Below are 22,627 nucleotides of genomic sequence, written 5' to 3' on the forward strand. Positions count from 1 at the left end.
CATGATCTTCTTTTTAATCTTCTTTATCCGGGATGCGACCAACAGCCTGCCCTGTGGACTCGCACATGGCAGGGCCACGCGGGGCTTCTTTCAACCGCGACGCCGACGGGAGAACACCGTCCCCGCGAGTGCCAGCAGGCCGAGAATGCTCGCCACCGTCGCCGGCTCGGGAATAAGCGATAGGGATTCGACGTAGACAGTTTGACGATCAAAACCACCCTCGTTAAGCAATTGCACCGCGTGAATTCCATTCGGTCCGCTCAACGCCCCGGACCAGAATGCGATATCGGGGACGGTGAGGGATATGGGATTGTTGTCTTTATCAAGTCCACTGATGGTCAACGCCGTGCTCTTTTCGATGAAATCGAAGGTCAGATCGATAGTATAAAAATGTCCAAACATGATGTCGCCCTTGGCGAATCCGGACAAACTCACCCGGTTGGCGGAATTCCGAATCCCAGAGGTGCCTGTCCCCGTATTGCTATAATACCAGCCGTTACCATTTGAATATCCAATCTCCAACGGAGTGGTCCCAGCATCGTTACCGCTGGCGTTGAATGCGAGGCGGAAGGGCAACGCGACACTCGTGGAGGTGGGATTTGGATCGATCGCGATCTTCGCCTGAAAATGGACGATTGGACCAGCCACCGAAGGAATTCCGGTTCTCTCAATGTAAGTCCACCGCTGATTGGTGCCACCCTCAGCATTCGTCGACAAGATCCTCAGCACTTGGTTTCCGCTGCCGAACGGATCCGTGATGATGCTGGCATCGTTGTTGTTGTCAGAGTTGATCCGAACCGCCTCCCAGCTTTGCTGCCCGACGACGGTTTGATTAACGGTAAACTGCGAAGAGTCACTGAAGTCGGCGGTCCAATTGGCGGCCGCGAACGGAGAGAGAGATAACATAGCGACCGCGATGGTCGTAGAATATTTGAGGGTGCTTTTCATGGATTTCATACCTTTGGTATTTGGTTTTCGTCGGAGGTTAATTAAGGAAATTGCTGCCACCAATCACTCACCGCCCGTCAGGACTCGGTAGAATTGCTTCTGTTTATTTTCAAATGGAAAGAAATAGCGTCGTTTCTGATTATCCGCGCGGAAGAAGCTTCCTTCGTTTATCCATTCGGCAAGTGTTTCCGTAGTTTGAATTTGATAGTATCCGCTCGATATCCGGGGAATCACCAACTGGATGCCCGGCTCATGCGTGATGGCACCCGATACCGTATTCAACCCCAATGGACCTTGAGCCACGACGACGTTGCCCACATAAAGCCCCATGGTATCACCCCGGCCGTTCTTGACCCGAATGTCGGTCACAGCAGAGGAGGGATATCGAAAAACCAATCCAGTCGCCGAATACGCGAGGGGGGATCCATCGGCCCGAACCCCGTTTACCTGGATGGAGAAGGTGTTGGTATCGGTATTCACCAAAAGGGTGAAACTGTAGGTCGACCCCGGTTTCACTTCGGAGGTCGGCAGAATGGTGATTCGTTGACGATTCGATTCATAGAAAAGCCCCATTCCATCACCCGGAGAAAACCCGAAGATCGTTGCCGCTGTCTCCCATGGATTGATCTGGATCCCCACGAAGTTCGTGGTGTTTCCTCTCCACTCAAAGGCGAGGTCCGCGCTCACATGAACCAGTCCCGATGCTGGACGGTCAAGGGATCGGACCACCCGCGTCCGGCGGTGGCCGATGTGCAACGTGCTGGTCGAAGTCAGATACAGGGCATTCCCGCTCCCTCCATCCCAGTGCCGGACAAGTCGGGCGTCCATGGGATCGTCGCTCTGAAGCGTCCAGACATGCCAACCATCGACACCAATCACGCTTTCATTGATCGTATTGCGGTAGTTGTGCCCCGGATTGAATCCGGTTCGATACCCGGCAGGAGGAGGAGGTTGATTGATCCGCAAATCGACATTCGACGTCACCGGATCGATCGAGGTCGAGACGCCGGAAGGATTGTTGACTGTCAAATCCCCCCAGACGTGTACGAGTTTGACTTGAACGTCACCTTGGTTCTCCACGCGGAGAAAGGGGCGGGACCGATTGTCGTTCAATACTAAATTCACAAACTCCACGCCGCCTTGGTTGAGGAGATCGCCCTCCCGCATCTGGAACCATATCGGATGCCGTTCAAAGGAGCGGGTGCCGATCGAAACATTCGTGAAGGTGCAATTGACAAAGCGGGTGAAGATACCGGAAGCCGGGTTTTCCCGAAAATTGATCGCGGGACCGCCCATATTTTCGCCATGGAGGTTCACCACTTCGATCCAGCCCGGCACCGGAGCGTCTCCGCCCGGCCCGAGATAGGAGTAGGCTCCCAGCCCGCCGTTCCTCGCGATGCAGTTTTCCAACCGAATGCTCACAGGTTGCGAGTCGCCGTCCAGCTTTCCGAGATGAACGAAAAAGGCGTCCCCCGCATTATTCTCGCTGATGATGTTTCGGAGCACAACCCCCACGATCCAGCCGTGCGGACTACTGGTCTCGATATTCACTCCGGCCTGGGGCGCGGTGCCGGCGGTATTCCTGAACACACTGTCCTCGACCAGGAGATTCTTGGCGCTGGTGATGCTCATGCCTTGCCGGTGATTGTTGTCGGCGATCACGTCGCGAATGACGATATCCTGGCAATAAGGAAGGTTGTCGCCATATACCGGATACCCCGGCCGGGTCCAATTGCCCGAACCGATATAAATCCCATCACCTCCGCTGTCACGCAGGGTAAACCCTTCCACCACGACATTGGTCACGCCGTAAAGAGCCAGCGTATGTCGCCATTCTCCGGGTTCATACCCGCCGCCCTGGTAATCGGATTTGCGCATCCGCAGGGTGGCGCCGTAACCCGACAAAACAATGTTTTCGCGGTCACGGGCCGAGATCAAAACATCGGCGACCCCTTGGAATGAATTTTGCTTGGCGGTAACAATCACACCGGGTTCGAAAAAGATCTCTTGATTGCTCGCGAGGAAGATGGGCTCCACGATCCAATCGCTCCCCATGTAGGGAACAATCACCCGGTCGGCACCGGAATCGATCGCCGCTTGCAACGCCGCCGTGGAGTCGTTCTCGTCGAACCCGAAAGTGGACGCGTCGACCTCGACGAAACCCCGGAGAACCGGAGCGGCGAGGATCAAAACGGCGAGCGTCAAACCCAAATGTATCCGTTCTTTAATCATAGAGGGATCCTGTCCCCGCGGGGCAGTTGTCCCGCGGGGTCGATTAGCCGAAGTTGGCCGGCTTGTATTCGGTTTCTTGTTACTGCTACCGGTGCCGCTTAATTGCCGGTCAATACCCGGAAGAACTGCCTCGATTGATCCTGGGTCGAGAAGAACCGTCTCACGTCATCTCCGTCGCCGGCGATCATACCACCGGCATCGCCCCAGGAAACCAAATCGGTGGAGGTGGTGATCTGGTAAAACCGGTCGTTATCCGTGGGAAACACCAACTCGACCGCGGCAAAGTTCCCCGCACCAGGTGCCGGAGTCTCCGTCACCAGCGGCCCCGGACCGACGATCAGATTGTCGATCCACATTTGATGGGCGCCTCCTCCGCCGCCTTGTCCGATCTTGAAGCGGATATCCTTGATTTCCGTTATGTCCGGAGTCTCTTCCGTTTCCCTGCGGAAGATCCTGTTATCCGCCGAGTAGGATAAAGGGGAACCGTCGGCCCGGAGCCCGTCGATCCGAATCGAAAACGTTTGGGTCGAGGTGTCCAGAAGCAGTGAAACATGATAGGGCGATTGTCTTTTCACCTCAGCCGGTGGCAACACGACGACCGGCAGGCCATCGTCCAAATAAAAGAGCCCATAGTTAACATCGCTGGCGAAAGCGACCACCGTGGGAAACTCCTCCCACGGATTCACCTGCATGCCCATCCAACTCACCCTTTCAGCACCCCAATCAAAGGCGAGGTCCACGTTCACATGCACAAGGTCATCTTGCGGAGGAGCGAACGCCCGGACGACCCGGGTCCGGCGGTTGTTCGCGTTCCCGGTGCTGGTCGATTCCATGAAAAGCACCTGGCCGTCGCCTCCGTCCAAGGCCGGCACGATGCGCGCGTCCAGAGGATTTTCACTGTGGAGCGTCCAGACTTCCCAGCCATCCACTCCAATAATGGTCTGTCCAATTTGATATCCCGAATCGTGCCCTGGTTCAAAACCGGTTGCGTAATCGGCGGAGAGCGGGGCGGCCAACAGGAGGAACAGAGAGGCGGAGAGTCCGGTTGCGCCGAGATTCTCAAAAGCGGTTGTCGTCTTCATTCTTAGGATCTTTCTGTCTTGGGATTTGAGAGGTGACTATTCTTGGGTGGTGAGGACCCGGTATTGAACAGCCGAACCGGATTGGGAGGATGTGTAACGGCGGATGTTCGTGCCGTCGCCCACCATGATCCCCCCGACGTTGGCCCAGCTTTGGCCCCCATCTGTGGATCGCTGGACCTGATAGGCCCGGCCGAGTTCGGTCGGCACCCTCAGTTCATCCGCTTTCTCCAAGCGCACCCCCGCAACCAAGGTGTTGAAGTAAGCGGAGGGGTCTGAAATCACCTGGTATTGAATGTAGTCCATGAAAAGACGGGACACGCCCCCTTCATGCTGCCGATAATAGACCTCCATCGGAGCGGATGTGGCCCAGGCGTTGGCCCGCGTCACCGGATCTCCGGTTCCATCGTTCCAGACATACGGTTGAAACTGGGATTCTCCAAACGGCTTCACATAGACCGCCGCGACCCGGTCGCCTCCACGATTGTCGAAGATGAACCGGATCGTGTTCCAATTGTCCTCGCCGGTCGTGGTCGTGGTCGGAGCGATGGGAAGAACCGTTTGGAAGGAATCCCCCGGGTGGAGTCTGGCAGAGAACGGTAAGCCCGTCCCGACCGACCCGCTGCCGGGTCTCCCCAACTCAACCAAATTGACACCGTCACCGTTGCTCAGGAACAGCTGCGGCATGTTGCGCCAGCGCCCGGCGACGTCCATATCCACGACCAACATGCTGCCGACCTCCGGCAATGGGATACGATGGGCGGGATTAAGACTGACACCACTGCTGCCGCCCACCCGAAGAAATGTCTGACCGCCACTCTCCGTAATCGTTACATTGGCCCCAATGAGCGTCCATTTCGACAACCCATCCGTGAAATTGTCGATGAGAATCGGTTCATCCATCTCATCCATCAGCGGGTCGAAGACAGCCAATGCGGAGGAGGGGGAACCGAATAAGAAGAGGCCCGCGGCGGCCGCAATCAGGCAGCGGGTACGGAGGGAGGGTCGTTTAAGAGGATCGGGAATAGGCTGTTTCATGATTGAAGTAGGATGGAAGGATTATTTTTTATGGGTTGGTATCACTTGTAATCGTGACATGCGTTGAAAGTATAGGTGGGAGGCTACAGCCGGGCTGTGGTAACGAATAAGAGTCGGACACGTATGATACTCACAACCCCGGAATGAGTACCTCCTCCCCGCGCGGGCTCAGGGCCGGAAGATTGCCTTGTTGTCCTTATGCAATTCGGCGATCAGGTCGTCCGCCGTGAAGTGCTCCACATGGCCATCGACGAAAAGATAATGCCCTCCTTCTCTGTGGCGGCGGGCAAGATTCCCGCCGCCGAGGGCATTATAAATATAGACCCACCGGAAGAAATCCCCCCGGTCAGGCGAATCGCCGATAATGATGGTTCCGGATGGATTCATTACATTCGCCAGACGCATGTAATGACCGGAGCTTTCACCAGGATTGTGGTTATTGGAATCGACCGGCCATTGGCCGAATCCCAGGTAATTCCAGCCATATCCGACCGCCCGCGAGTTCGGCTCGTGAGGCTCCCGGGCAGGACACAGCTGCCAATCAGGACGGTCCGGATCCGAGGGATCCGTCACCCTGTCCCCCATGTAAGGCTCCAGAACATTGAACCAATGGATCCGCGGCGAATCCGAGACAATCGCGGAAGGCACCAGGTGACCGTGCTCCGCTTCGTAGGCATAGAGACCGCTCCCTATACCGCGAAGATTGCTGATGCACTTCGCCGAACGGGCGTTGTCGCGAACCCGCCCGACGACGGGAATGAGTATGGCCGCCAGGATACCAATGATCGCAATGACAGTCAGGAGCTCGATGAGGGTAAACGCTTTGGATGGATGTTTCATGGTGCGGATGATATGGAATTGAAGGGTTTAAGGTGTTCGGGGAAAGGGTTTCAGGGCGCGGGGTGCGCGACACACAGGGACTGTCCCTACGGAATCATGGTTGGATCTCGGGAATCGAAAGCGGTCCATTTTGTTTTTTCACGGATGTTTCCTCCAACGAGTTAACGGTTGGGATCACAGGGATCGATGCCACCGAATCCCGCTCCATCAATCGGGGGGAAATCATGATGGCACGACACGAACGCGAGGGCGTCTCCATCCTTTTCCTCAACAAGTCGAAGGCGACTTCAGCGATCTCCTCCAGCGGCTGGGAGATGGAGGTCAGGGCCGGGGTAATGTATTGACAGGCCTCCACGTCATCGATTCCGACGAAACTCAGCTCCTTCGGAATGGCCACCCCCATCGATTGAAAATATTTTATTAGCAACAACGCACGATGGTCGCCGACGACGATCGCCGTCGGCCGTTTCTTTCCCATCTCGCGCCAAAGGCCGTAAACCGCCTCGGTCGCCATCGTCGTCCCGTCTTCCTCCCACTGATTGAACTCCGTGTAAGCGTAGAGTCCCCGGTCGGCGACGAACTCGTCATAAGTCCTTTGCCGGACTTTCCACAAACCATCCCGGCGGGGGGTCAACGGCAGATAGGCGATTTGCCGGTGCCCCCGGGAGTACAAATGCTCCATCGCCAAATGAATTATTTCCTCCTGGTTCGCGGTGACCGTGTCGATATCGTACCCGTACAAGCGATTGAGCTCCACAATGGGCATCTGGCCCCGGATCCACCGAAACAACTCTTCATCGCGGCCATGCCAAATGACCCCTCCCACACCCGAGGATCGGAGCCACTTCTTCATGTCGGTATCCGGATCGCACGGCTTCACCAAAAGAAAAAAGCCATGACCCGACGCATACCTCACCAGGCTGTCCAGGATCCGCTGGTAAAACCGTTCATACGAAGCGAAAATCCATTCTTCGCGGTGACCGCCCCGACGGACCGGATTGCAGATGAAGGCAATGATTTTCCCATCCCGGCGGCCAAGCGAAGACATCCGCCCGTAGTCGAGCTCATCCGCCGCGGCCAAAACCCGCTGCCGGGTCTCTTCCGAAACCGTGATGGCCGACGAGTCGTTTAAGACCACCGAAACCACCGCTTGGGAAACCCCGGCTTTTTTCGCAACATCCGCCTGACTGGCCTTCGTCCGCTTCATGTGTAATAATTTATTTCCTAATTATTATTCCCGGTCAAGGCTTTTTTCCCGCCTCCCGTTCGATTTTCCAATGAAAAGACCGCCGGGCCCGATTTCCACACCAAAAAGCAGCGAGACGCTGGTGCTACGTCTCACCGCACGGAGCCGGGACGGCCCCGCCTCAGTGCGTGGGTTTCGGGGAGGGACCAGCTCCGTCTGGTCCGCGGCGAGCGGCGAGGCTGGGTGCTCCGCACGGAGCCGGGACGACCCCGCCACTTTGGAACTTATACGCCAACGGCGTTTCGTCCTTCAGCCCAGGGTTGCCGCGCGAATGCGGGGCTACCCTGGGTCCCGGTCGCGAGACGATCTACCTCGAAGAGGTTGCGCCCTGGCCCTCGTGCGATGCCGGATCGGACGGGGGCGGAACCGCGTTGCGGTTCGTGGCCTCGGGTATCGGCTCCCAGGGTAGGCCTCGTTTCCCTCGACTCAACCCTGGGCTGGAGGGCGTAAGCCCGTTGGGCTATGGGATTTCTCTGGTTCTGCCGTAAGATCCGAAAGCACCAAAGTGGGTGAGGCGTCCCGCCTCAGTGCGTGGGTTTCGCCGGACGGACCAGCCACCGAAGCATCGAGTTTTCACTCGATGGCCCGTCTGGTCCGCTGAGCCTTTTACACCGCACGGAGCCGGGACGGCCCCGCCACTTTGGGTTAATACGCCAACGGCGTTTCGTCCTTCATCCCAGGGTTGCCACGCGAATGCGGGGCTACCCTGGGTCTCGGTCGCGAGACGATCTACCTCGAAGAGGTTGCGCCCCGGCCCCCGTGCGATGCCGGATCGGACGGGGGCGGAACCGCGTTGCGGTTCGTGGCCTCGGGTATCGGCTCCCAGGGTAGGCCTCGTTTCCCTCGACTCAACCCTGGGCTGGAGGGCGTAAGCCCGTTGGGCTATGGGATTTCTCTGGTTCTGCCGTAAGATCCGAAAGCACCAAAGTGGGTGAGGCGTCCCGCCTCAGTGCGTGGGTTTCGCCGGACGGACCAGCCACCGTAGATAACATGAGGGCGACAAGTGGGAAAGAATTCTCCAACATGTCGCCCGATATGAATAACCAATCGAAAAATAACTTCTCCAAATTGATTAACGGAATCGTCTCGTCCAATGGGCAGGAGGTCAAGCTCGGGATCGATCTTCATGCCCGCGATGGCGTGGCTTGCCTACAGGTGGACGGCAGCTTGCCGCAACGCCCGTTGCGCTTGAAGCACGAGGAACTGGTTCGCCTCGTTGGCAAGTTAGTGGCCGCCGACCTGAAGGTTTATGCCTGTTATGAGGCTGGTCCTTGCGGCTATGGATTATACCGCCAGCTCACCGAATTGGGAGCCACCGTTTTCGTGGTTGCCCCGGTGAGCCTGGCGGGCGGACGCAACCAAAAGACGGATAACCTTGATGCGCGGGGGCTGGTCGACCAACTCGACCGCTATTTGCGAGGCAACAAGAAGGCCTTCACGGTCATTCGTGTGCCAAGCCAGGAGGAAGAACAGGCGCGGGCGAGATCACGTCTGCGCGATCAGATCAAGAAGAGCCGGAGTGGATGGGAGGCACGTGGTCGAAGCGCGTTGCTGGCGCAGGGATTCCACGTGAAAGGCCGTTGGTGGGGGCCGCGCAAATGGAAGGATCTCTGTCTCGAATTACCCGAGTATCTGGTCCAGCAACTTGAGGTAATGCGTGAGATTCTGCTGAAGCTCGACGAGAAGGAAAGGGCCATCAAAAAGGAACTGGTCGAGGAGGTTAAACAGCCTCTGCCGGTCGGAATCGGAGCCCTGACCTGGGTGATGCTCCTGCGGGAGATCTGCGACTGGGGACGGTTTAAGAACCGGCGTCAAGTGGCCGGCTTCGTCGGATTATGTGCCGGGGTTCACCAAAGCGGAGGATCCTCCCGGGATCTGAGTATAAACAAGCACGGCAATCCGCGAATACGCGCCCTGTTAATCGAAGCGGTCTGGCGCATGGTGCGATGGCAACCCGATTACCCGCCCGTGCGCGAGTTGGTCGAGAAGCTTGTCAGCGGCCGGTCTCGGCGCAAGATCGCGGTCGCGGCCGCCCGCAAGCTCGCCATCGATCTGTGGCGGTTGGCCACCGGTCAAACCACGCCTGAGAAGCTCGGCCTGAGGATGCCCGAGGTTGCAGTCGGCTGAGGGCAACCAACTTCCCTTTTTGTTCTTTGATCTTTTTGCCTGAAGCGAACCCGATTTCGGAGTGGAGCGCGCACGTTTCGATGCTTGGACTTTCATCCGTTCCTGTAGATTGTGCCGCTTGCTCCGTCCCTCTTTTCCTCCGGCCTCGCCGGGGGTCGCATAAATTATAATGCGCTGCCTCTAAGGCACGCGCGGATAGCAGTTTGTCCCCCCGGCCAGTTCGAGGGGACCGGGGACGAGAGACATTCCTTTCCGGGGGCAACTCCAAAGGCCAAAAGATTGGGGCTCATTGCCGCCCCCAAACCCCCGCTAGGGGAACTAAGGTAAGAAAGCAGATCTTAAGAATGTCCTAAGAAAAATAAATCAAACAACGGTTTCATTTTCCGCTTGTCACGAAACCCTCATAGCAGCATCGAGTTTTCACTCGATGACCCCGTCTGGTCCGCCGGGCTTGGTGCACCGCACGGAGCCGGGACGGCCCCGCCACTTTGGGGCTTATACGCCAACGGCGTTTCGTCCTCCAGTCCAGGGTTGCCGCGCGAATGCGGGGCTACCCTGGGTATCGGTCGCGAGACGATCTACCTCGAAGAGGTTACGCCCCGGCCCCCGTGCGAGCGTGGTTCGTCTGGGGGCGGAACCGCGTTGCGGTTCGTGGCCTCGGGTATCGGCTCCCAGGGTAGGCCTCGTTTCCCTCGGCTCAACCCTGGGCTGGAGGGCGTAAGCCCGTTGGGCTATGGGACTCTCTGGTTCTGCCGTAAGATCCGAAAGCACCAAAGTGGGTGAGGCGTCCCGCCTCAGTGCGTGGGTTTCGCCGGACGGACCAGCCACCGTAGCATCGAGTTTTCACTCGATGACCCCGTCTGGTCCGCCGGGCTTGGTGCACCGCACGGAGCCGGGACGGCCCCGCCACTTTGGGGCTTATACGCCAACGGCGTTTCGTCCTTCAGCCCAGGGTTGCCACGCGAATGCGGGGCTACCCTGGGTATCGGTCGCGAGACGATCTACCTCGAAGAGGTTGCGCCCCGGCCCCCGTGCGAGCGTGGTTCGGACGGGGGCGGAACCGCGTTGCGGTTCGTGGCCTCGGGTATCGGCTCCCAGGGTAGGCCTCGTTTCCCTCGACTCAACCCTGGGCTGGAGGGCGTAAGCCCGTTGGGCTATGGGATTTCTCTGGTTCTGCCGTAAGATCCGAAAGCACCAAAGTGGGTGAGGCGTCCCGCTTCAGTGCGTGGGTTTCGCCGGACGGACCAGCCACCGTAGCATCGAGTTTTCACTCGATGGCCCGTCTGGTCCGCTGAGCCTTTTACACCGCACGGAGCCGGGACGGCCCCGCCACTTTGGGTTAATACGCCAACGGCGTTTCGTCCTCCAGCCCAGGGTTGCCGCGCGCATGCGGGGCTACCCTGGGTCTCGGTCGCAAGACGATCTACCTCGAAGAGGTTGCGCCCCGGCCCCCGTGCGAGCGTGGTTCGTATGGGGGCGGAACCGCGTTGCGGTTCGTGGCCTCGGGTATCGGCTCCCAGGGTAGGCCTCGTTTCCCTCGGCTCAACCCTGGGCTGGAGGGCGTAAGCCCGTTGGGTTAATGAGACCTTCGGGTTCTGCCGTAAAATCCGAAGGCCCCAAAGGGGGTGAGACGCCCGCCTCAGCGTGTGGGTTTAGCCTGCGGAGCCCAAGAGAACCGCACGGAACCGGGACGGCCCCGCCACTTTATGGAGCGATCCCCGGCAAAACTCTTTAAACAACGCTGGACCCGTGAGTTGCCGTGGGTTATGCTGAGGGCTTTTCATGGGGAATTTCCAATCGAAGGGGAACTTTCCCGCTCCATAGGTTACCCTCTCAGGGACAACGCTCGCTTATGATTCAAGAAGAAGGTTTGGAAATCATCGAAAAGGTCCGCGACGCCCGCGGACGGGTCTTCTCCGAGATCCGCAAGGTCATCGTCGGACAGGAGACCGTGATAGAGGAGATCATCATTTCCCTCCTGGCCCAGGGACACTGCCTGCTCATGGGCGTGCCGGGCCTCGGGAAGACGTTGCTCGTCAAATCGATCGCCGATCTTTTCTCCTTGAGCTTCAAACGGATCCAGTTCACCCCCGATTTGATGCCGGCCGACGTGGTCGGCACCGAGGTCATCGAGGAGGACCCGGCCACCGGCAAACGCCACTTCCGTTACGTCAAGGGCCCCATCTTCGCCAACATCGTTCTGGCCGACGAAATCAACCGCACCCCTCCCAAAACCCAGTCGGCCCTTCTCGAGGCGATGGGCGAGGGACACGTCACCGCCGCCGGGATCACCCACGACCTCGAACCGCCCTTTTTCGTCCTCGCCACCCAGAACCCGATCGAACTCGAGGGGACTTACCCGCTGCCGGAGGCCCAGCTCGACCGTTTCCTCCTGAATCCGGTCATGACCTACCTTTCCCAGGCCGACGAGGAAAAGATGGTCGCCGCCACCACCGCCCCGGTCCGGGCCCGTCCCGATGCGATTTTCAAACGCGACGAGGTCATCGAATTGCAAAAAATGGTCCGCGAAGTCCCGGTCTCCGAAAACGTCATCCGCTACGCCGTCCGCCTGGTCGGCGCCACCCGCCCCGACAGCGCCTCCGCTCCGGCCCGGGTCCGCGAGATGATCAAATGGGGGGCCGGCTCCCGCGCTTCCCAGGCGTTGATCCTCGCCGGAAAGGCCCGCGCCCTCCTCGAAGGCCGTTTCAACGTCGCCTGCGAGGATGTCCGCGCCCTCGCCCCGTCGGTCCTGCGCCACCGGGTGCTGACCAATTTCCATGCCGAGGCCGAAGGCATCCGCTCCTCCGACGTGATCCGGGAACTCCTCGAAGAAATTCCCGAATGATGAAAAATCCGGCGGCCGAGCTTTTGTCGCCGGCCACTCTGGCCCGGATCGACAATTATTCCCTCCTCGCGAAGACCGCCGTGGAGGGTTTCCTCGCGGGTCTCCACCGCAGCCTTTCCCACGGCACCGGCGGAGAGTTTCTCCAATACCGCAACTACACCCCCGGCGACGACCTCAAATACGTCGACTGGAAGGTTTTCTCCCGGCAAAACAAATTCCACACCAAGGTCTTCCAGGAGGAAACCAACATGAACCTCTCGCTGGTCCTCGACGCCAGCGCCTCCCTCGCCTACATTGGCGGCCGCGCGGAATGCACCAAATGGCGCTACGCCGCCATGGTCGCCGCCTCCCTCGCCTACATGGCCTCCCGCCAGGGGGACAACGTCGGTCTTTTCATCTACAACGACTCGGTGGTCCAGGCGATCGATCCGTCCCGCTCCCACGGGCAATTGCAACGGATCTTCGGCAGCCTCGCCCGGCAACGTCCCGAGGGTTCCGCCGACCACCCCCGCGCCTGGAATTACCTGACCAACCACTTCCGCAGCCGCGGCCTCATCGTGTTCCTGTCCGACTTCCTCGACGCCGGCGAAACTCTCCCGCCTCTCCTGAAGCGTCTCCGCTTCGCCCACCACGATTGCCTTGCCATCCAGGTGCTCGACCAGGACGAAATCGACCTGCCGTTCGACCGCTCCACCGAGTTCATCGACGCCGAGAGCGGGGGCCGCATCGACACCTATCCCGACAGCATCCGCGCCGACTACGTCCGCTCCATGGGAACATTCCTCTCCAACCTCTCCCAATCGATGACCCGTTCCCAGGTCGACTTCCTCCGCCTGGTCACCTCCGAACCGCTCGCCCACACCCTCGCCACCTATCTCCACAAACGCGACTCCCTCCGCTAACCCCACCCTCATAATTCCTAATTCATAATTCTCTTCCATGTTGTCCTTCGCTAATCCGGTTTTTCTTTGGGGCCTCCTCGGTCTGGCCGCGCCGGTGTTGATCCACCTGATCAACCGCGACCTCTTCCGTCCGCTGGTTTTCCCTTCGATCCGGTTCATTCTGCGGGGCAAACTCCCGGTGGAGCGCAAACGCCGCCTCCGCGATCTCCTCCTGCTCGCCCTCCGGATGCTGCTTTTCGCCGCCATCGTCACCGCCCTCGCCCGCCCCCAATGGCAGCCCGACGCCGCGGCGGCCGCCGCCGATCCCGGCGAATCCCGGGGCGAACTGGTCATCCTCCTCGACGCCTCCGCCAGCATGTCGGGCTGGAACTCCTGGGACGACGCCGTCGCCCAGGCCCGGGAATTGCTCGCCCAACATTCCGCCAATCCGGTCGGCCTGGTGATTTCCGGGGCCGGTCCCCTCCTGGTCGAGCCGCTCACCCGCGACCACGCCCGTCTCCGCAACCATCTCACCGAAGCCGCCCCGCAACTCGCGGCCGGCAACCACCGCGAAAGCCTCCGCCAGGCGCTCCGGCTGTTCAGCGGCGAGGGCGCTCCGAGACTCGCCATCCTTTCCGATTTCCAGGAATCCGACTGGTCCCCGTCGGCCCTCCCCCAAGCCGGCCCCGCCGTCGAAATCGACTGGGTCCGGGTCGGACCCGACTTCCGCGAAAACGCCGCCATCCTCAACGCCCGCGCCCTGCCGCTCGCCGACGGCCGCCGCCAGGTCGTCGCCGAGGTCCGCAATTTCGGTCGCGAGGCCGCCGAACGAACCGTCACTCTCCGGGCCGGCGACGAAACCGTTTCCCGCGAAATCCGCCTCGATCCGGGCGCCTCCCAATCGGTTTCCTTTGTCCTCGAAGAACCGTCGGCCTCCCACGCCGAGGTCCGGCTCGATCCCGACGCCTACCCGGCCGACGACCGGTTTTTCCTCTGGCTCAACCGCCCGCCCCCGATCCGCGCCCTCGCCGTCTTCCCGGCCAACGACGAGCCGGAGAAGGCGGAGGAGTTGTTCTTCCTTTCCCGGGCCTTGACCACCCGCACCGAAACCCAATGGCTCCATTTCTCCGTCAACGTGGTGCCGCCGGGCGAGGTCACCGAGAGCGCCCTCCGGGATGTCGAAGCGGTTTTTCTGCTCGGCGCCGCGCCCTACTTGCGCTCCGGGGATTGGTCCCGGCTCCGCGACCACGTCGAGAACGGCGGCCGTCTTCTGGTCACTCCGGGCAAAGCTCCCGCGCGCCAGACCACGTTGCTGGCCGACCAGGGGCTGATCGATCTCGGCTTCGAGGGCGTCGCCGGTCTCGACCGCCGCCAGTCCCGGCCGCACAGCATCGATTGGGTCCTCCCCGACAGTCCGATCGATTTGCTTTTCCGCGACGACGCCGCCCGCGGGTTGTCCCATGTATCCATTTATCAATACGTCCGCCTGGCCCCCCGGGATGAAAACAGCCGGGTCCTCCTCCGCACCAGCCGCGAGGATCCGCTGCTGATCGAGCGTCCGGTCGGATCGGGGATCGTAATGGCGACCGCGGTTCCGTTTCAGACTTCCTGGACCGATCTTCCGGTCACCACCGCGTTCCTCCCGATCATCCGGGAATTGGTCGCCGGCGACCTGCCACCCGATCATGGGATCGTCCATCTCGAAACCGGCCCGGGCCTGACCCCGGTCGCCGCCCGGTTGAATCTTCCGGCCGACGCCCCGGCCCTCGACAATCTCGATCCGTTGCGCCCCGGCATTTCCGTGGTCGGCGGAATCCCGGTGGTCCTCAACGCGCCCCGCAGCGAATCGGTGCCCCGGACCGCCAACCTGACCGATCTCCAAACCGCGGTCACCGGCGGACCCGCCACCGCCGCTACCGGGACCGGCGCCGCTGATGGCCCGCGTCCGATTTCTTTGTGGCCGTGGCTGGCGATCGCCGCACTTTTGATTTTCATTCTCGAAATGCCGTTGGCCGCCCGCGTCCGCCGCCTCCGGCAACAACAACCGGCGACCCGCCCGGAGGCCACTCCGGAAAGCGCCGTCCGATCGACATGAACCCGACTTTAAGCGACAGACTCCGCCGCACCCGCCGCGTTTTGCAAAAACGCCGCTGGCTCGCCCTCGTCCTGCACGGCGGCCTGGCGGCGACCGTTCTCCTGCTCTTCCTCGCCGCGCTCAACCGCTGGCAACCGATGCAGGAGCAGAACGCCTTCTTCCTCCTCCTCATCGTGGCCGTCGCCTTCGCCGGTTATCTCGGCTGGATTTCGTTCCGCATCTGGCGCCGTCCGGTCCCGCTCCCCGAACTGGCCGCCCAAGTGGAGGAGAAACATCCGGAGTGGATGGACGGACTGATCTGCGCCACCGAGCAGGAACAAAAACCACCCGAATCCCGCCGTCCTTTGGAGGAAGCGTTGATCACCCACATGCGGAAGGAGACCGCCGAGGTCGACTTCGAAGCCGTCCTGGTGCCGAACCGCTGGCAAACCAAACCGCTCCTCGCCGCCCTCGTCGCGCTGCTGCTCCTGGCCGGATTGCTGATGCTCAGCTCCTTCGCCCAAAAGGGGGCTTACCATCTCGCCTACCTCCTCGGCGCCGACGTCGCCGGGATCACCGTCAACCCGGGCGACGGCGAGACTCCGGTCCGGACCGATCTCCGGGTGACCGCCGACATCCTCCGCTGGGAAAACGAACCGACCATCGAATACATCGACGAAACCGGTCGTCACCGCTTCCCGATGCACCAGGGGGAATCGAACCACAGTTTCACCTTCTACGATATCATCGACGACATCCGCTACCGGATCGTCACGCCTTCTCTAAAAACCCCTTGGTATCATATTTCCTCCTACATTCCGCCGACCATCGACCGAACCCGGGTCCGGGTAATCCCGCCGGCCTACACCGGTCTGCCGAAGGAGGAGTTCGACAACCTCCGCGGCTTCACCGCCATCGAGGGGAGCCGGATCGAGTGGGAGCTCAAATCCCCCACCGCCGCCTCCGCCGCCCTCCGCCGGGAATCCGGCGAAACGGTAATGGAGTCGGGCGAGGATGGTCTTCATTCGCTCACTCTCCGCCTGCGCGAAACCTTCACCGCCCGTTTCATCGTCCGCGATAAAGAGGACCGATCCGCCCGGACCCCCGAGTTCACCATCAAAAGCCAACCCGACCAGCCGCCGACCATCGACGTCACCCGTCCCGGTCGCGACACCACCGCCGAGCCGGAAGCGAGCGTCGACCTGACCGCCATCGCCGCCGACGATTTCGGACTCACCCACGTGGCTCTGCATGTCTCCGTTTCGGGCCAACGCAAACCGCCCGTCCGTCTTTTCAGCGCCGCGACCGACGACGAGGAGGCCCCCCGGATCACCGAGCGGACCGTCCGCTCCACCCTCGACCTCGCCGCCCTCGAAGCCCAGGAGGGGGATGTCGTCGTTTACTTTTTCACCGCCACCGACAACCGCGAACCGGAGTCCCAACAAACCCGCTCCGAGGTCTTTTTCATCGAGGTCCGCGAAGAGGCCGAGCCCGAGGAGATGGAGGGCGAACCGATGGAGCTCGAAGAGATCGACCTCCAGGCCTTGATCGTTGAACTGAAGCGCCTGATCCGCCTCAGCTGGCAACTCACCGGCCAGCAGGACGAACAACTCCGCCGCGAGATCGCCGCCGGCCTGGAGGAGGTCCGGCTCGAAACCGCCGGGGTCCAGCGGGCCATCGTCGAACAACTCGGCGAGGAAAACGCCGCTCCCCTGGTTGCCTTGACCAACCGTGCCATGCAACGGATGGAACTCGCCAGCCAACTGATCGACCAACGCCGGATCAACGACGCGATCCCTCCCCAGGAAATGGCGCTCGCCGATCTCGTCACCATTCAAAACGCCTTGATGCGCAACCAAACCAGCTCCGAAGAATCCGAGGATGGTTCCTCCGGCGACAGCCGCGGCCCGCAGCAGGAGGAAATGGACGCCGACGAGTTCGTCGAGCAAATGCAACAGCTGATGGCCGACGTGCAACGCCTCTCCGACGACCAGGCCGCCCAAAACAGCGCGATGCGCCGGATGGCTTCCCGCGGCCTTTCCGCCGAACAACAAGCCGAGTATCAACAACGTCAGGACGCGATTCGCGATCGGACCGATTCCATCAATCAGCAACTGAGCCAACTCCGCGGCGCCGAAGGTGCCCGCCGCGATCTCGCCGCCGCTTCCTCCTCCATGGAGAGCGCCTCTTCCCGGATCGAGGCCAACCAACCCGACCCGGCCGCCCGCGACGGCGACCGCGCCCGCTCCTCCCTGCTCTCGGCCCTCGAAAACCTGGAAGATTTCATGGGAGAGATGACCGGCAATCAGGTCGCGGACCTCGCCCGTCAGGCCGACCAGTTGGCCCGCCAACAGGGTGAAGCCGCCGGCGGCAGCCGTGGTCTCGCCGCCAGCGACTCCCCGTCCGCCGAAGAGGCCGCCGCCTTGCGCGAACAGCAGCAGGCGATGCAACAGCAGTTGCAGTCGCTCCTCTCCGCCATGGACGACACCGCCAACCAGCTCCGCGATTCCCACCCCGAAGCTTCCCGCGCCGTCGCCGCCGCCAGCCAGCAGATGCGCGACGAAAACGTCGCCGGGGAAATGGGCCGGGCCGGAAACGCCTTGCTCTACCGCCGCTACGACCGCGCCGCCGACATCCAGGAGAACGTCGCCGAAAACCTCGGCGGCCTCGCCGAATCACTCGACGCCTCCGCCAACCTGATGCCCGCGATGTCGCGCCAGCAAATGCAGCAACTCCTCGCCCAACTCCAGCAGGCCCAGCAGGAGGTGATGGGTATGACCGGACAATCGGCCGACGCCATCGGCGAGCGATTGGAACAGATCACCTCCCGGATGGGCGACCGGGTCGGACGGGCGGGCCAGGCCCTGCGCGACCAAACCCTGCAGGAGCTGAGCGGCCAATTGGGGGGCAGCCTCCAGGATGGCCGCCAACCGAATATTTTCCGGACCAGCGAACTCTTGCGCGCCGCCTCCCGGACCCTTGAACAACAAATGTTCGCCCAGGAAATCGACCGCCGCGCCCGCCTCCAACGCCAAGTCTCCGAACCCCCCGAACGCTACCGCGGCCTGGTCGAAGAATATTTCAAAGACCTAAGCGAAACACCATAAACCCAATCTCAGACTTCTTTAACCACTAATAAACACTAATGGACACTAATACGGACCTGCAGAGATTACGCATCTTGATTAGTGGTTATTAGTGCTTATTAGTGGTTAACCCGCTTCTCTTTTCGGAATGATCGCATTCGACACACCGATTCCATTTTCCTGGATCGCCCTCGGCGGGTTGCTGGCGGTCGGCGTCCTGACCTGGGTCTCCCTCCGCCTCCGCGGCCTGGTGCGGCCCAGTTACCTGTGGGGTCTCGCCGGACTCCGCCTCTGGGCGTTCGCCGCGATCCTCCTGATGTTGACCAATCCCTACCGTCTCGAACGGGAGCCGGATTCCTCCGGTTTTCGGGTAGCGGTTCTGGTCGACATGTCAGGAAGTATGGATACGCCCGACATCGACGGCGGCGACCGGACCCGCTTCGACCTCGCCCGCGATTGGCTCCAAATGACCGGCGAATCTCCGATCCGGACCTTGCGCGACCGGGACTACCGGATCGACGTCTCCACTTTCGCCGAAGAGAGCGTTCCGTTCACCGGCGGCACCCCCGTCCTTCTTCCCGGCGGCACCGCCCTCGGCTCGGTCTTGCAACAGGAGCTGACCGACGGCGGTCGCCGCGCCGACCTCGGCGCGGTCCTCCTGATCAGCGACGGCGGCTCCAACGTCGGCCCCTCCCCGATCGAAGCCGCCCGCCAATTCCGCTCGCGCGGCATCCCGGTTTCAACCGTCGGCATCGGCTCGCGCACTCCCCCCGGCACCGTGCGGGCCGCCTTCAGTCAACCCCGCTTCCAAGGCGAACGGGGCGAGCCGATGGACCTCCGGGTCAACGTCAGCAACACCCGCGACTCGGCCCAGGATATCCGGCTGGAGTTGCACCATGGTGATGAGATTGTGAATACGATGGACCTCACCCTCCCGGCCCGTTCCCAGGAGGAGGCGGTTTTCTCCGTGACCCCGCTCCGGCCCGGCGGTCAAGCGTTCCGCCTGGTCGCCCGCCCCCGGGATGGACCCGAGCAAATCGACATGGCGGCGGTCGACGTCAGCGAACCCGACCAGTTCCGCATCCTCTACCTCGGCAGCCGGCCGTCCATCGAATACCGCTTTCTCCAACAGGCGGTCGAGGGGGCCGAGCAAATCGGTCTCGAAGCGATCATCCGGACCGGTCCCGAAACGTTGTTCCAACTTCTCACCGGAGAACAGGAACGGACCGCGCCCCGCGACGCGTTTCCGTCGGAGGGAAGTTTCTTCAACGCCTACGACGCGATCATCCTCGATCCGCGACTGCTGACCGAGATGCAAGAAGCGCTCCCGGCCCTGCGCAATTTCGTCGCCAATCGGGGCGGCGGCCTCCTCCTCACCGGTCCGGTCGGCGAAGTCCCCGGCGACTTCGCCGCGTTGCTGCCGGTGGTCCGTCTCGAAGAGGACCTGCCGTTTTCCCGCCGCGAACTCTCGATTTCGACCGCGCCGATTTTCAACGAGATCGCCGGGGGAGCGCTTTTCAACCGCCCACCCATTTTCCTTCCGGAAGAACTTCCGGCGGCGGTCGCCACCGAATGGAAACGGGGCGCCCGCCCGATCCTGCGCCCGGCCACCGGCGACGGCGCGCTGATGGCGGTCCAGGCTTTTGGCGCCGGACGTGTCGGCTGGATCGGCAGCGACGCCACCTGGCGTTGGCGGATGGCGACCGGCACCGGAGTGGAGCAACACCGGCTGTTCTGGAACCACACCCTGGTCTGGCTCGCCTCCACCGGCAAACCCCGCCTTTCCACTCCGGTGCAAGGCAACCGCGTTCCGCTCGCCGCTGACCTCAACGCCGGGATCGAAGTGATGGGATCCGATTTCCGTCCCGCCCAGGAAGCCGAAGTCCAAGCAACCGTCACTCTGCCCGGCGGCGAAACCCGCCAGATCCGTTTGCAACCCTCCTTCCGTCAACCTGGACGGTTCGAAACCGATTTCCGCCCGGAGGAAGCGGGCGAATACCGTATCCGTTACCAGGTCCGCTTCCCCGAAGGAGAAGAGCTGACCCACGACGCCTTTTTCATCGCCGCCCATCACGACCGCGAACGCGAAGACACCGCCTACCGCGAAGATCTGCTCCGCGACATCGCCCGCCTCACCGGCGGCGAATTCTATCACCACACCGAGGTCCGCAACCTCCGGGAACTTCCGCTCGCGGAAGGCGTGCCGACCCGCGAAACCCGCCGTCACCTCGCCGGAAATCCGTTCTTCCTTCTCCTCCTGGCCCTGCCTCTCTTCGGAGAATGGTACCTGCGCCGCCGCCTCGGCCTGAAATGAATATGCATCCACAGTTTCAGGGCTCAACGGGCACCACCATGAGGATACAACCAAAATGTCGCCCTTTCAGGGCTGGCGTTTCAGCTGGACGATCAACCCAGGGCGTTGCCCTGGGCTGTAGAATGACACCCCTTCGGGGCTACAATCCACCCACGGTATCCGCCCGGATCCCGCAAAGGCTTCAAACAACCTATCTGGCTACGACTCCTCTGGTGCTTCCGGTCGGCTTCCACAACGTCTCCAACAATTCCCCATTAGTGTTTATTAGTGTTCATTAGTGGTTAAAAATCCCATGTTCAAAAGCCGCATCCATTTCCACATCCATCTCTTCATCGGAACCACCCTCTTGGCCGGAGTCCCGCTCGCGCTGACCGCCGACGAGAGGGCCAACGAATTCCCCCGGATCGAAATCACTCCCCCACCAGGGGTCACTCCTGGCGGACTTCCGGGCGAACCGATTCCTCCCGCCCAGATGGAGGAAGAACCGCCCATGCCGGAGGATCCGTATTGGCGCGAAACCGTCGAGCGGGCCGTCGAACAATTCCAATCGGAGAATCCCGAGGTCCGGCGCTCCGCCGTGATGCTGCTCGGCAAATATCCGGTCGAACCGGCCCGCCGGGTCGTCGGCAAAGCCCTCGAAGATCCCGCCGCGAGCGTCCGCCAGGCCGCCTTGGTCTCGTTGCTCGAAGAACCGGGACAGGTCAATCCGGCGTTCGCCGAACCGATGATTCGTTTGGTCGGCGACCCCGATGTATCCATTCGCCGGATCGCCTCCAACTCGATCCGAATGCTCGCCCACACCGTTCCGTTCACGGTCCAGGCCGGAGGGCGCATGGAACGGCGGTTTTCCCAGGCGAGCACCCGGATCCTCCAGCAGGCGTTCCGGGACGAAGACGTCTCCGTCCGGCGCAACATGGTGACCAATTTCCCCTTCCTCCAGATCGACCTTCCCGAAGAAACCGTGGTCGCCCTTCTACACGATCCGGACCAGGAAGTCGCGGTCCACGCCTTGCGCTGGGGCTTGAATCTGCTCCAACCCGACACCCTTTCCCGCGAAGCATCGGCAATGGCGGAACACGAGAGCGACATTTTCCGCCTCGAACTCGCCCGCGCCCTGCAAACCCGCCGCACTCCCGCCGTGCTGCAAACTTTGGAGAAACTCGCCGAAGACTCTCACCCGCCGGTGGCGATCGAAGCGATGCTGGCCATTTTCAATCAAAATCCATCGGCCAGCCTCTACGAGCGGATGCTCCGCCTCTACCGCTCCTCCGGCGGAAGGACCAACGCCGGACAACGCTTGATCTTCGCCGCCCAAACTCTCGGCGACGACGGCAAACCGTTCCTCCGGGAATGGATGAAGGAAAACGATCCCGCCCTCCGCCAGCAAGCCGTGCAGATCTTCCTCAGCCGCTGGGGACAGGAGGTCGAGACCGAGCAATTGACCGCCCTCCTGCAAGATCCGGTGCAAGGCGTCCGCCAGCAGGCGATGCGGACCTTTTCCCAACATCAACGCCAGATCTCCGACGATCTCCTGGCGAAGATGGTTTCCAGCCGTCACGCCGACGTCCGCCAAGGCACTGCCGCGCTCGCCTCCCGCTTGCCCGCCGCCCAAGCCGAGGAACTTCTCCTCGACCTCCTTCTCGACGAGGTCCGCGAAGTCCGGGTCGCCGCCCTGCAACAGATCGCCATGCGCCGCATCGACGGTTGGGAGGAAATCATGGGCATCACCCTCAACACCGAAGATCCCGTCACCCAACGAGTCGCCCTCGATTGGCTGATGCGCACTCCCACCCCCCGCTCCCTTGAAGAACTCCGCGCCTACCGCGACGCCAACCCCGGCTCCCCCCTCCGCGCGCAAATCGAAAATCACCTTCAACAGCATTAAACCACGAATGGACACGAATGAACACGAATTGA

Annotated in this window: 13 protein-coding genes; 7 read left to right on the top strand and 6 right to left on the bottom strand. The window is 61.4% G+C overall.

The window, feature by feature from the left end; genetic code table 11:
* Positions 1-90: 90 nt before the first annotated feature.
* The 6 genes from ACWUI2_RS02410 to ACWUI2_RS02435 all read right to left on the bottom strand — a co-directional run bounded on the left by ACWUI2_RS02410 (position 91) and on the right by ACWUI2_RS02435 (position 7,344).
* Entirely contained in the window at positions 91-906 is an 816-nt protein-coding gene (locus ACWUI2_RS02410; protein WP_486981270.1) for a PEP-CTERM sorting domain-containing protein, read from the bottom strand.
* Positions 907-1,011: 105 nt separating this feature from the next.
* On the bottom strand, positions 1,012-3,180 hold the full coding sequence (locus ACWUI2_RS02415; protein ID WP_486981271.1) for a glycoside hydrolase family protein: 2,169 nt from the start codon (positions 3,178-3,180) through the stop codon (positions 1,012-1,014).
* A 98-nt stretch (positions 3,181-3,278) separates the two neighbouring features.
* Positions 3,279-4,262, bottom strand: a complete 984-nt coding sequence (locus ACWUI2_RS02420; RefSeq protein ID WP_486981272.1) for a hypothetical protein — start codon at positions 4,260-4,262, stop codon at positions 3,279-3,281.
* 36 nt (positions 4,263-4,298) lie between these two features.
* Positions 4,299-5,297 (bottom strand): hypothetical protein, encoded by a 999-nt coding sequence (locus ACWUI2_RS02425; protein ID WP_486981273.1) that lies wholly within the window; start codon positions 5,295-5,297, stop codon positions 4,299-4,301.
* Positions 5,298-5,465: 168 nt separating this feature from the next.
* A complete protein-coding gene (locus tag ACWUI2_RS02430) occupies positions 5,466-6,137 on the bottom strand; it encodes a type II secretion system protein (RefSeq protein ID WP_486981274.1) in 672 nt (223 codons plus the stop codon).
* Positions 6,138-6,231: 94 nt separating this feature from the next.
* Complete coding sequence (locus ACWUI2_RS02435) at positions 6,232-7,344, bottom strand: LacI family DNA-binding transcriptional regulator (RefSeq protein WP_486981275.1); 1,113 nt, start codon at positions 7,342-7,344, stop codon at positions 6,232-6,234.
* Positions 7,345-8,373: 1,029 nt separating this feature from the next.
* On the opposite strand from ACWUI2_RS02435, the gene ACWUI2_RS02440 reads away from it, so the two are divergent.
* The 7 genes from ACWUI2_RS02440 (at position 8,374) to ACWUI2_RS02470 (ending at position 22,595) form a co-directional block, all read left to right on the top strand.
* Positions 8,374-9,510 carry an IS110 family RNA-guided transposase gene (locus tag ACWUI2_RS02440; protein WP_486981276.1) on the top strand — a complete coding sequence of 379 codons (1,137 nt, stop codon included), beginning with the start codon at positions 8,374-8,376 and terminating at the stop codon, positions 9,508-9,510.
* Between the two features lie 1,852 nt (positions 9,511-11,362).
* Positions 11,363-12,355, top strand: a complete 993-nt coding sequence (locus ACWUI2_RS02445; protein ID WP_486981277.1) for an AAA family ATPase — start codon at positions 11,363-11,365, stop codon at positions 12,353-12,355.
* Complete coding sequence (locus tag ACWUI2_RS02450) at positions 12,352-13,257, top strand: DUF58 domain-containing protein (protein WP_486981278.1); 906 nt, start codon at positions 12,352-12,354, stop codon at positions 13,255-13,257. Before ACWUI2_RS02445 ends, ACWUI2_RS02450 begins: the two co-directional genes overlap by 4 nt.
* 37 nt (positions 13,258-13,294) lie before the next feature.
* A complete protein-coding gene (locus tag ACWUI2_RS02455) occupies positions 13,295-15,331 on the top strand; it encodes a vWA domain-containing protein (RefSeq protein ID WP_486981279.1) in 2,037 nt (678 codons plus the stop codon).
* Positions 15,328-18,417: a coiled-coil domain-containing protein gene (locus tag ACWUI2_RS02460; RefSeq protein ID WP_486981280.1), complete on the top strand. Its 3,090-nt coding sequence runs from the start codon at positions 15,328-15,330 to the stop codon at positions 18,415-18,417. The genes ACWUI2_RS02455 and ACWUI2_RS02460 overlap by 4 nt, the downstream gene beginning before the upstream one ends.
* A gap of 127 nt (positions 18,418-18,544) precedes the next feature.
* Positions 18,545-20,710, top strand: a complete 2,166-nt coding sequence (locus ACWUI2_RS02465; RefSeq protein ID WP_486981281.1) for a hypothetical protein — start codon at positions 18,545-18,547, stop codon at positions 20,708-20,710.
* Positions 20,711-21,002: 292 nt separating this feature from the next.
* On the top strand, positions 21,003-22,595 hold the full coding sequence (locus ACWUI2_RS02470; RefSeq protein WP_486981282.1) for a HEAT repeat domain-containing protein: 1,593 nt from the start codon (positions 21,003-21,005) through the stop codon (positions 22,593-22,595).
* The last annotated feature ends 32 nt before the right edge of the window (positions 22,596-22,627 follow it).

This window comes from Verruconatronum alginivorum (assembly GCF_056590205.1).